Here is a 12,218-nt window from a genome sequence, read left to right on the forward strand (position 1 = left end):
TGTTTGACAAGATGAAAACACTAAAAATACTAAGAATAATTTTTACACTAATTCTGGGAGGAATGATGATTTTAGGAGGATTCAACAAGTTTGAATCTCCTAGTCCTGCTCCGACAGAAATGGTAGAAACCATAAAAAAAGGAGAAGAAGTAGCACCAAATACCGAAGTTCTGAAAATTCAAAATTATATTTTCGGGATGCAACAGACCAATTATTTTTGGCAGTTTTTGGGATTTGTCGAACTTTTAGCGGGTGTGTTGCTGATCAGTCAGCTGTTCTCGCTAATGGGAGCTATTATCGCCTTACCTGTTACGATTAACATTTTTCTGTTCCATTTGTTCTTAGAACCCAATGAGGTTGGAGAATTGGTTCAGATGTCCGGATTGTTGCTTATCAACTTGGCTATAATTGGTTTTAGTTTTAAACTTTGGAAACCAATGTTATACAATAAAACGGCTTTAAAATTTAGTTAATCATTAGCTTTGTTTTTTTTATTTTTTTTTGAGAGAGGTTGGATTTATCCGGCCTCTTTTTTTGTTTTTATTTTAATCGTTAAAAAGAATTATAAATTAACGTTTAATCCTATCTTTGCAGCTGTTTTTTTAAGCGGAATTAATAGGAATTTTAAAGGCGCAAGTTTTTAGAAAACCAATCTTCAAATTTATAAGTACTAAGTGAATACAAAATCTTATTTCTTTCAGTCTTTTGCCATTGTAGCATTAGCATTCATAGCATTCATTGGATTTAAACAAATCTTACCGGATAAAATTTTTTCCGACAGTAAAATCGATTCCAAAAACATATTGATTGACAGTCTTCTTTTAGAGTCGGTGGCAAATGATTCGTTGTCTGCAGACGAAGACAGCATTTCTGAAGAAGAAAAAAGAGATGCAGGAGAAAATATCGTTTTTGATGAATCGGAAGGTATCGAATTCCCTTCAGAAACTTTTGAGGATTATAAAGGATTTCAATACCTGATTTCTTTTTACGAGAAATTATACCAGTTAGAGAAAAATCCACAAGCCAAAGTACGAATTGCATATTATGGAGATTCTATGACCGATGGTGATTTAATTGTACAAGACGTGCGAATGAAGTATCAGGAGCGCTTTGGAGGAACCGGAGTTGGTTTTGTTTCGATAATTTCAGAATCATCAGCATCGAGAGGTTCTGTAAAAACACTGTTTTCTAAAAACTGGAAAACACAATCCTACTTAAATGTAAAAAGACCCACAAGTCCTTTTGGAGTTAATGGACACGTATTCTTTGCCAATGACAGAGCCAATACAACCTGGGTACAATACGAGGCAGGATTAAATAAATTTTCTACTGCTTTAGACAATCCAACTTTGTTTTATGGAAGAGGATCCAAAAAAGGAAATGTGAATTTCATTATCGGTAAAGATACCTTACGAAAAAGCCTCGTTCCGAATAATCTGGTAAATACTTTAAAAGTGACTTCCGGAAGTATAAAATCATTTAAAGCCAACTTTATTAAGGCTGATTCTATTCCTGTGTATGGTTTTAATTTTGATAACGGTAGCGGAGTTCACGTGGATAATTTTTCACAGAGAGGAAATTCAGGATTGCCGATTTCAACGTTTAATGCAGGCGTAATGCAAGCATTCAACAACAATCTAAAATACGATTTGATTGTTTTACATTATGGAACGAACGTCTTGAACTACGGAACCAAAAATTATTCGTGGTACCAAAGAGGAATGACAAAAACCATCAATAAAATAAAAGAATCATTCCCGGGAGTTTCTATTCTGATTGTTTCAACAGCAGATAAATCGACTAAATACGATCTTGAAATGAAGACCGATTCAGCTGTAGTTCCGTTAATGAGAGCGCAAAAAAGATACGCCCTAGATACAGAATCCGGATTTGTCAATTTGTATACTTTGATGGGAGGAGACGGATCGATGGTGAAATGGGTTGACGAATCGCCGGCAAGAGCTAATAAAGATTACACCCACTTTAATCAGCGTGGTGCAAAAGCAATCGGTAATTTATTATACAGTCAGTTAAATAAAGGATACGAAGAGTATAAAATTCTGCGTGAAAAACGAGAAAGAGGCGAGGGATCAAGACCCGTCAGAAAAACGAAGACAGATTCCGTATCTGTCAAAAAAGATAGTATAGATGAATAGACTTATTATTTTCTTTTGTTGTTTCTTTTTTTCTACGAATGAAAAACCTCAAAAGACAGCACCACTTCCAATAACAAAAAGTATGACTCATAAAGTGGATACAACAGCGATTGATTCTTTTTCTGATGATCGGATTTATAATGCGAAAGAGTTAGAGAGCGTTTTCCAAAAATTAAAGGATAACGAGAGTCAAAAGAATAAGAAGATTAATATTGTACATATCGGAGATTCTCACATTCAGAGCGATCTTATGACCAATGAAATCAGAAAGAGACTTCAGCAGGAATTTGGTAATGGAGGTCGTGGTTTTGTTTTTCCGTATCAGTTGGCCAAAACAAATGGTTCTTATAACGAACGTTTCAAGTCAAGCAAAGGCTGGGAAAGTTATCGAAACATTCACCCCGTGAGAAACAATCCTGTTGGTTTAAGTGGTATTGCACTTTGGAGGGATAACGGAGGTTTTGTAGTAGAGCTAAATGTGAAGGATGCGGCTTATAAATTCAATTCAATCCGAATCATAACCCCAAAAAATCAAGATATGTTTGATTTGGCGGTTTCGTCTAAAACCAATACAATTCAGACGAGTGAGCCAAAAGTCATCACACATAAAATAAAAAAAGGAGAAGCACTTTCTACCATCGCAGACAAGTATAATGTTTCGGTTTCAGAACTAAAAAGAGACAATCATTTAAAGTCAAATGCAATTCGCGCTGGCAGAACGCTGAAAATTTCGACAAACGAAAAAAGAACAAGATCTGTTTCCGTATCAGAATTTGTTCCGTTACAGTTGCAATCCGATTCTTTTTCACATTATTATAATTCGGATAAAGCACTGGATAAAATTTTTCTGATTCCGAATAAAAGTGCCTCAAAATACGAACTTAGCGGACTTGTTTTAGAAAAAGATGCTCCGGGATTATTGTACAGCAGCATTGGAGTAAATGGAGCCAAGTTTTCAGATTACAATAAATATCCCTTGTTTTTTGAGCAATTAAAAGCGCTTCATCCCGACATGCTGGTTTTTTCATTAGGAACAAACGAGAGCTATGATAAAATGGACGCTGCGGCTTATATACAACAGTTGCGTGAGTTTATAAGGAATGTGAAAGCACAAGGCATTAATGTTCCTATTATTGTCGCAACACCCCCTCCGTCTTTGCTTAAAGCCAGAAGACCTAATATTTTTGTTGCCGATTATGCCCGACATATCATTGAAGTTTCTAAAACAGATGATTTTGCAGTTTGGGATTTATACGATGAATTTGGAGGTATAAATGGGGTTCGAAGATTAAGAACAGAAGGATTAATAGGACCGGATTGGGTTCATTACTCTAAAAAAGGATACGAAAAACAAGGAAAATTGTTTGCCGAGGCATTTTTAAAAGCATACGATAATTTTAAATTAAAAAAATAAGTTGATAACAGTTAATAGCATAAATGATTGGTTTGTTCATAATTTTGGTGAAATAACCATCGAACAGGTTAAAGGTTGGTTTATATACAATCCCGAAGAAAAGTTACTGTTTAATACCGGTTTGTTTCTCGGATTGTTTTTGGTTTTTTATTTCGTTTACGCCTTTTTGCGTAAAACATTCTATTTGCGATTGACCTACGTGATATTGTTTTCGCTTTTCTTTTATTACAAGTCAAGCGGGATTTACTTTTTATTGTTACTGCTTTCTTCCGTAGTCGACTATGGTCTGAGTCAGATTATTTACAGACAAAAGAAAGACACAATCAAGAAAATTTACCTGGTGATAAGTGTTATTCTGAACTTGGGATTACTGGGATATTTTAAATACATGAACTTTATGATTGTGACCTACAATGATATGTTCAATGGTCATTTCCAACTTCACGATGTTTTCCTTCCGGTGGGGATTTCGTTTTATACTTTTCAGTCGATGAGTTATATCATTGAGATTTATCGGGAAGAAATCAAACCAACAAAAAATTACATCGAATATTTGTTTTTCGTTTCTTTCTTTCCACAATTAGTGGCAGGGCCAATTGTACGTGCCAAAGATTTTCTTCCTCAGATTTATCAAAAGCTGAATCTGACCAAAGAAGATGTAAACAATGCGTTGTTCCTTATTATTGGAGGATTAATCAAGAAAACCGTTATTTCCAATTACATCTCTGTAAACTTCGTGGATCGTGTTTTCGATACGCCGATGACCTATACATCATTTGAGAATTTGATGGCCTCTTATGGTTATGCGATTCAGATTTACTGTGATTTTTCAGGATATTCAGATATGGCAATCGGTATTGCTTTATTGTTAGGATTTAAGTTGCCGGCCAACTTTAGAACGCCGTATAAATCAACCTCAATTACCGATTTCTGGAGAAGATGGCACATTTCGTTATCGACCTGGTTAAAAGACTTTTTGTATATCTCTATTGGAGGAAACCGCGAAGGATCTTTCGCAGGATATTTGTTCCCGAGTTTATTTTTCTTCGGATTGTTATTATGGGGAATTACAAACATCAATGTGAGTATAATTCCGTTAGTTATTGCGATTAGTTCAATTGTTGTTTTTGCGCTTACCTTTTTACTTTCAAACAAAAAAAGTCAAACCGCAGTAACCAATTTTAACTTGTTTACGACGATGCTTTTGGGTGGATTGTGGCACGGAGCAGGGGCACAGTTTATTATCTGGGGAGCTTTACACGGTTTAGCATTGGCGGTACACAAAATCTTTCTGGAATTTTTCCCGGCCAAAAAAGAAAGTAAAAGACCCGCTATTTGGACTTTTATTTCAATAGCTATAACCTTTCATTTCGTAGTCTTTTGTTGGATCTTTTTCCGCGCCAGAGACTTTGATACGGCTTTACAGGTAATCAATAATATTGGTCAATTAACTTTCGAACCGGAACAATGGAAAGCAATAGTTTTAGGATATAAAAATGTATTTCTTTTAATGCTTTTCGGTTACGTTTGGCATTTCTTACCGGAGTTATTCACCACAAAATTAAAATGGACTTTTGACAGAACACCATTGCTTTTAAAAGCGGTAGTCCTAGGTTTTGTATACTGGATCGTTTACGCAACCGCAGTTGCAGGTTCACAACCTTTTATTTACTTCCAGTTTTAGGAGGATTGTTAGAAAGGTACAGAGGTACAAAGGCGCAAAGTTTATTCTTTGTGCCTTTTTTTGTAATGTGAAATAAAATAGTCTCAGTTTGCAGTTTCAGTTTACAGTTTGAAGTTGAGTTGTCGACTTGTTTTTAACTTGTTTTTTTTCACGCAGATCTGGCAGATTTAGCAGATTTTTTTGTGTGGGGATGAAAGACAAAATGATTTTTATCAGAGACTAAGTAAATCAGCCCAATCTGCAAAATCTGCGTGCTAAAGAAGAACCTTTGCGTCCTTTTTTGTATAAAGTTTGAAAAAAAAACAGTTTCAGTTTCAATTTACAGTTTCAGTTTACAGTGTCGGGTTTCAGTTAACAGTTGAAGAATAAATTTATTTCTGATTTGATTTTTTTCACGCAGATTTTGCAGATTAAGCAGATTTTTTTTGTGCGGGGATAAACGAAAAAATGGTTTTATCAGAGATAAGTAAAATCAGCCCAATCCGCAAAATCTGCGTGCTAAAGAAAAAACTTTGCGTCTTCGCGCCTTTGTGAGCAAAAACAACAAGGCTTCTTTGTCTTCAAGTTTTTTATACAAAGTTCGCAAGGCCTTTTTACAAAAAAGAGAGTAAAACTTTGCGTCTTCGTGCCTTATTTTGTAATGTGAAAGAAAATAGTCTCAGTTCTCAGTTTGAAGTTGAGTTGTCGACTTGTTTTTAACTTGATTTTTTTTCACGCAGATCTGGCAGATTTTGCAGATTTTTTTTGTGTGGGGATGAAAGACAAAATGGTTTTTGTTAGATACAAGTAAAATCAGCCCAATCCGCAAAATCCGCGTGCTAAAGAAAAAACTTTGCGTCTTTGCGAGCAAAAAGAATAAGGCTTCTTTGTCTTCAAGTTTTTCACACAAAGTTCGCAAGACCTTTTTACAAAAAAGAGAGTAAAACTTCGCGTCTTCGCGCCTTTGCGTGCAAAAAAAAAGCCCCTTACCGTCAAATTCCCCACAAATACAAGAGCCAAAAAGCAATTTAAACCTGAGCAACAGTCACACTTTACAGTCCCAGTTTCAACCTGAAACTTGAAACCTGAAACAAAAACTCCCCACCAACTTTGACACTAAATAAAAATTGCCTAAAATATCTAATTAGATTATCTTTGCAGCTCAAATAAAGAAAATAGTATGTTTGATAATTTAAGTGATAAGTTAGATAAAGCGTTCCATATATTAAAAGGACACGGGAAAATTACAGAAGTAAACGTTGCCGATACCTTGAAAGAAGTTCGTCGTGCCTTGTTAGATGCCGATGTTAACTTTAAAATTGCTAAAGATTTTACCACCAAAGTAAAAGAAAAAGCAATAGGTCAGGACGTTTTAACAACACTTCAGCCAGGTCAGTTATTGGTAAAGTTAGTAAAAGACGAACTAACTGAATTAATGGGTGGAGATGTTGCAGGAATTAATCTTTCCGGTACCCCGAGCATTATTTTAATGTCAGGATTGCAAGGATCAGGTAAAACAACTTTCTCTGGAAAATTAGCCAACTTTCTAAAAACAAAGAAAAATAAAAAACCACTATTAGTAGCATGTGATATCTACCGTCCTGCGGCGATTAACCAGTTACATGTAGTAGGAGATCAAATAGGGGTTGAGGTATACTCAGAACCGGAAAACAAAAATCCTGTTGAGATTGCGCAAAATGCAATCAAACATGCAAAAGCAAACGGTTTCAACGTTGTGATTGTCGATACAGCCGGACGTTTGGCAGTGGATCAGGAAATGATGGATGAAATTGCACGTGTTCACAAAGCAATTCAACCACAGGAGACTTTGTTCGTTGTAGATGCTATGACAGGACAAGATGCTGTAAACACCGCAAAAGCGTTCAACGATATCTTAAACTTTGATGGAGTTATCTTAACGAAATTAGACGGTGATACTCGTGGAGGAGCTGCAATCTCAATTAAATCGGTTGTAAACAAACCAATCAAATTTGTAGGTACCGGCGAGAAGATGGAAGCAATTGATGTTTTCTATCCGGATCGTATGGCAGAGCGTATCTTAGGTATGGGAGATGTTGTGTCTCTTGTTGAAAGAGCGCAAGAGCAATTTGATGAAGAAGAAGCCAGAAAACTTCAAAAGAAAATCGCTAAAAATGAATTTGGTTTTGACGATTTCCTGACGCAGATTCAACAAGTGAAAAAAATGGGTAATATGAAAGACCTGGTTGGAATGATTCCGGGAGCTTCAAAAGCCATGAAAGATGTTGAAATTGAAGATGATGCTTTCAAACATATCGAAGCCATCATCCACTCGATGACGCCAATCGAAAGAAGTAAACCTTCCCTAATCGACGTAAAAAGAAAAGCCAGAATTGCTAAAGGTTCCGGAACGAAAGTCGAGCAGGTAAATCAGTTGATGAAGCAGTTTGACCAAATGAGTAAGATGATGAAAATGATGCAAGGTCCGGGCGGAAAAAATCTGATGAAAATGATGGGAGGCATGAAAGGAATGCCAGGTGGAATGCCGAGATAAAATAAAAAAAGTTTCAAGTTTTAGGTTTCAAGTTTTGAGACCGGAATTTGGAACTTTTTTGCTATAATAATTAGAAGTTTCACTTTGAAACTTGAAACATTAAACTTGAAACAAAAACAATGCAACTACTAGACGGTAAAAAAACAGCTGAAGACATTAAAAACGAAATCGCAGCCGAAGTTCAATCAATAAAAGATGCTGGAGGAAAAGTACCTCATTTAGCAGCCGTTATTGTAGGGACAGACGGAGCAAGCTTAACTTACGTGGGAAGTAAAGTAAGATCTTGCCAGCAAATTGGCTTTGATTCTACTTTGGTAAGTTTACCTGAAGATATTACTGAGGAAGCGTTGTTGGCAAAAATCAAAGAATTAAACGAAGATGATGCACTTGACGGATATATCGTTCAATTGCCTTTGCCAAAACATATTGACGAGCAAAAAATCTTAATGGCGATTGATCCTATTAAGGACGTAGATGGTTTTCATCCAACCAATTTTGGAAAAATGGCTTTAGAAATGGATACTTTCATTCCGGCAACGCCATTTGGAATTATGCAATTATTGGAGCGTTATAAAATTGATACAGCCGGTAAGCATACCGTTGTAATTGGAAGAAGCCATATCGTAGGACGTCCAATGAGTATCTTGATGAGCCGTAAAGGAAATCCGGGAGATTCAACCGTAACGTTAACCCACAGTAGAACTAAAAACATAGAAGAGTTCACCAGAAATGCAGATATTATTATCACTGCTTTAGGAGTTCCAAATTACCTGAAAGCAGATATGGTAAAAGACGGCGTGGTAGTGATTGACGTTGGAATTACAAGAGTAGACGATGCTTCACATCCAAAAGGATACATCATCACCGGTGATGTTGATTTTGACGGAGTAAGTAAAAAAGCTTCCTATATTACACCTGTTCCGGGCGGAGTAGGACCAATGACTATTGCAATGTTACTTCAAAATACGCTTTTAGCACGTAAAATGAGAAACGCAAAATAAGAGTTAAAAGGCTTAGATGTCAATAAAGAAAGTCCATCCATTGTGATGGGCTTTTTCTTTTATCGACTAGTCTCGGTCTCAGTCTCAGTTTTCAGTCCCAGTTTCCAGTCCCAGTTTCCGTCCCAGTTGAAACATGAAACATGAAACATGAAACATGAAACAAAAAAAACCGCTTCCAATGAAACGGCTCTTTGTTATATAGACACTCTTGTAACTCCTACTTTAAGATGCGGAAGTTTTTTACGAAGTCTTTGTATTTATCACTTAGGGTGATTTTATGATTTCCTTTTAAGATAACCAGATTGTCATTTACAATTATTTCTTCAATTTTTGTCGCGTTTACGATGTAGTTGCGATGGGTTTGAAAAAACTTCGTTTCATCTAACAGCTGAATAATCTTAGTTAAAGAAATTAGAATGACAAATTTTTCAACATCGGTTATAATGTTGCAATATCGATCTTCTACTTCAATGTAGACAATATCCTCAATGCGGACTTTCTTTAAAGCTTTATTTTTTTTGATAAAAAGTGATTCATTGCTGATCACGGTATTCTGATCTTCACTATGAAATACATTGGTCTGTCCGTAGAATTTCTCTACAGCCATTTCCAGCGCATACAAAATTTCGAGCTCATTGAATGGTTTTAGCAAAAAACTAAACGGTTTGGTCAACTTGGCTCTTTCAAAAATTTGGCGATCCTTAGAACTGGTTAAAAAAACAAAGGGTTTTATACCGTTCGGAACAATGGTAATCGTCTCGGCAAAAGTAATTCCATCCGGATTTCCGTTGAGAAAAACATCGATCACAACAATATCAATCACATTGTTGTAAAATAGCGTCAGTGCTTCGCTGTAGGATGTTGCAATTCCAACAATATTGTAATTATTCTCGGTAAGCACTTTTACAAGCGCATCACTTTCCGCAGGAGTGTCTTCGATAATAAGTACATTAATATTATCCATGATTTTTAAACTTTTGCAAGGCAATGATTATTTTCGTCCCTACGTTTTCTTCGCTTTCTATGTCCAATTTTCCACCATTTTTATGAATCAGGCTTTTGCACAACTGCATTCCTAAACCGGTTCCTATGATGTCGTCATTTTTCTTCTTAGAAAGTAAAACGGTTTCTTTTAGTAACTCTTCTCTGCTTGCATTGCTCATTCCTAATCCCGTGTCTTCAATTACTAAATAACAAAAGTCTTCGGTTGAAGGGCGCGAGTAGACCGAAATCGTTCCGTTTTCTTTAGAGAATTTAATCGCATTATCTAAAAAATTCCGAATGATGATCTTAAGCGAATCCAAATCAGCAAATACATACTCTGATGGCGTTACTTCATTTTTATAACTTAGCTTTTTATCCAGCATCAAAGGCTTGTAGTTGTACTCTACATGTTGCACAATCGATACCAAATGCAACGATTCCTGATAAAAGTAGGCTTGTTTGGTTTGCAACAAAGCCCAATTGAGCAGGTTGTCCAACAGATTGTAAGCACCTGCAGCAATAGTGCTGTTGTTGTGAAGCAAAACATCTAATTCTGTATACTTTTTGTTTTCCAGATTCTCGATTAGTTTACCATTACTTACTTTTAAAGCATTTACCGAAGAGCGTAAGTCATGACTCACGATAGAAAACAGTTTGTCTTTTGTGGCGTTCAACTCATCCAATTCGTTTTTCTGCGCTAGGATGATTTTGTTGCTTTTGATCTTTTGTCTGTAAAAATAAACACCGGCACCCAACAATACCAGCAATAAAACCGAAGAAATGAGAAACCCATTTCTTTCGGCTTTTTTTACTTTATTCTCGGCTTCGAGTATGTTTACTTCTTTTTGCTTTTGTTTGACAGCAAATTTTTTCTCCAAATCTGCAATCGCCCAGACTTTGTTTTGATCGTTTAAGGAATCTTTCCAGGCCTCGTATTCTTTTCTATAGGTTAAAGCTAAGGGGAAGTTTTTTCTGTTTTCTTCAACAACTGCCATATTCATTGCTGTTGCCCTTTTTAAATTAAAAGATTTTACTTTTTTAGATAAATGGTACGCTTTTTCATAGTAAGGAATTGCTAAATTATCTTTGTATTGTTCATAATACAAAGTTGCAATATCTAAATAAGATTCAACAACCAATATTGTATCTTTTTCAACCTCATTTAACTTAGAATTTTTTAGTAAATATTCTTCAGCTTTATCAAATTTCTTAAGATGCAAATAACACAATCCGATGTTTTTTAAAACATTACTTCTGTTAAAGTCATACGAACCCGAATTTGGAAGCTTTTGGATTTCCTCAAAATAATGTAATGCAGTTTTAAATTGATTCTGATTTAAAGCAATTTCACCTAACTTGAGTTTCACCTTATAATAAAAGGCAAATTTTACTGAAACTAAATTAAATTCACGCTTAGCCTCTTCTAAAAGTTTTTTCTGGGTAAAACTTACCCCTCTAAAATAATGACAGTAGTCATTTAACTCTGTTATAGGAAGCCTGTTTAGTTGCTTCATAGAGTATACTAATGTTGAATCCCAATTTTCTTCTAAAAAAAAAGATTGCGCTTTTTTAAAATTGACTTCTTTATTGAATTCAATTACTTTTTTTTTAAGCTGAAAACTTAATGATTCATTGTTTTTCTTTTGAGAAAAAAGAATAAAAGGAAAAACTATTAATATACATATATAAATAATTTTATTCATTTGTATATCCAATTTAAATTCATTCAAATACAATTGTGAAAGTACTAAGTTGGTCTCACGATTGTTTCTGTTCCTCTTGATGATATCGGATCAATATCCCAAAGAAAAGTTTGAATTGTTTCTACATCAGAAAGGTTTCCTGGAAATATATCTTGTTTGGCATGAAAATCAATTTCATAAATAGTAAAGTCTTTTGATATTTTTTCCGGCATATCATAAGCAATAAAAAATTGTAATTGTGATTTTCCATTCATGTCAACATAACAATTTTGGAAGATAGAGCAAGTGAAGGTCTCATTTTGTGAAACATTTACATCAACATAAACAACCGCTCTTGCTGTAAGTATGTTTTTATCAGCGTTGTAATATGCTTCGACATAAGGAGCCAAAATTCCTTCTGTTTTTCTTTTCGGAAATGAAACACTTCCTACTGAAGTATACGTTTTGTCATCGATAATTTCTATCCCCGGAGGATTAATAGTGGCAACAGGCGATTTTAAAAGAGTTTTTTCCATGGTTTTTGTTTTTGGGTTAAATTATATTCGTTCCTTATGTTTTTAAGAAATTGGCTGATTAGGCAAACATAAAAAAGGGGGTTTTTCAGAAATCAAATATAGTAAAGATATTCTTAATAAGTTTTTAATGTTTGCAATAAGTGCAATTAATTAACAATTGTTTCTTCTTTTTTTATAAATATAAAGTTAACAAACGCAATTTGTAAAGAGAATAACACTAACTCGTTTAAGAAAAAATCCCACTCGTTT

9 protein-coding genes are annotated in these 12,218 nt (G+C 35.0%); 6 read left to right on the forward strand and 3 right to left on the reverse strand.

The annotated features are described in order from the left end of the window. The first annotated feature begins 11 nt into the window (after window positions 1-11). The 6 genes from ACHRV5_RS14255 to ACHRV5_RS14280 all read left to right on the forward strand — a co-directional run bounded on the left by ACHRV5_RS14255 (window position 12) and on the right by ACHRV5_RS14280 (window position 8,767). Entirely contained in the window at window positions 12-473 is a 462-nt protein-coding gene (locus ACHRV5_RS14255; RefSeq protein WP_230003201.1) for a DoxX family membrane protein, read from the forward strand. A gap of 201 nt (window positions 474-674) precedes the next feature. After that, window positions 675-2,156, forward strand: a complete 1,482-nt coding sequence (locus tag ACHRV5_RS14260; RefSeq protein ID WP_395427215.1) for an SGNH/GDSL hydrolase family protein — start codon at window positions 675-677, stop codon at window positions 2,154-2,156. A gap of 82 nt (window positions 2,157-2,238) precedes the next feature. Next, window positions 2,239-3,570 carry a GDSL-type esterase/lipase family protein gene (locus ACHRV5_RS14265; RefSeq protein ID WP_395427216.1) on the forward strand — a complete coding sequence of 444 codons (1,332 nt, stop codon included), beginning with the start codon at window positions 2,239-2,241 and terminating at the stop codon, window positions 3,568-3,570. Window position 3,571: 1 nt separating this feature from the next. Continuing rightward, on the forward strand, window positions 3,572-5,254 hold the full coding sequence (locus tag ACHRV5_RS14270; RefSeq protein ID WP_395427217.1) for an MBOAT family O-acyltransferase: 1,683 nt from the start codon (window positions 3,572-3,574) through the stop codon (window positions 5,252-5,254). 1,159 nt (window positions 5,255-6,413) lie between these two features. Then, complete coding sequence (gene ffh, locus ACHRV5_RS14275) at window positions 6,414-7,766, forward strand: signal recognition particle protein (RefSeq protein WP_047774126.1); 1,353 nt, start codon at window positions 6,414-6,416, stop codon at window positions 7,764-7,766. A 119-nt stretch (window positions 7,767-7,885) separates the two neighbouring features. Continuing rightward, window positions 7,886-8,767, forward strand: a complete 882-nt coding sequence (locus ACHRV5_RS14280; RefSeq protein ID WP_047774125.1) for a bifunctional 5,10-methylenetetrahydrofolate dehydrogenase/5,10-methenyltetrahydrofolate cyclohydrolase — start codon at window positions 7,886-7,888, stop codon at window positions 8,765-8,767. A gap of 217 nt (window positions 8,768-8,984) precedes the next feature. On the opposite strand, the gene ACHRV5_RS14285 is transcribed toward ACHRV5_RS14280, so the two are convergent. From ACHRV5_RS14285 to ACHRV5_RS14295, 3 genes are read right to left on the reverse strand one after another with little or no spacing between them, the layout of a single operon-like run. Beyond that, window positions 8,985-9,731, reverse strand: a complete 747-nt coding sequence (locus ACHRV5_RS14285) for a LytTR family DNA-binding domain-containing protein (RefSeq protein ID WP_047774123.1) — start codon at window positions 9,729-9,731, stop codon at window positions 8,985-8,987. After that, a complete protein-coding gene (locus ACHRV5_RS14290; protein WP_395427218.1) occupies window positions 9,724-11,454 on the reverse strand; it encodes an ATP-binding protein in 1,731 nt (576 codons plus the stop codon). Before ACHRV5_RS14290 ends, ACHRV5_RS14285 begins: the two co-directional genes overlap by 8 nt. Window positions 11,455-11,498: 44 nt before the next feature. Further along, window positions 11,499-11,969 (reverse strand): hypothetical protein, encoded by a 471-nt coding sequence (locus ACHRV5_RS14295; RefSeq protein WP_047774120.1) that lies wholly within the window; start codon window positions 11,967-11,969, stop codon window positions 11,499-11,501. Between the last annotated feature and the right edge of the window lie 249 nt (window positions 11,970-12,218).

The organism is Flavobacterium sp. FlaQc-52 (assembly GCF_044007495.1).
GTDB classification, from domain to species: domain Bacteria; phylum Bacteroidota; class Bacteroidia; order Flavobacteriales; family Flavobacteriaceae; genus Flavobacterium; species Flavobacterium cupriresistens.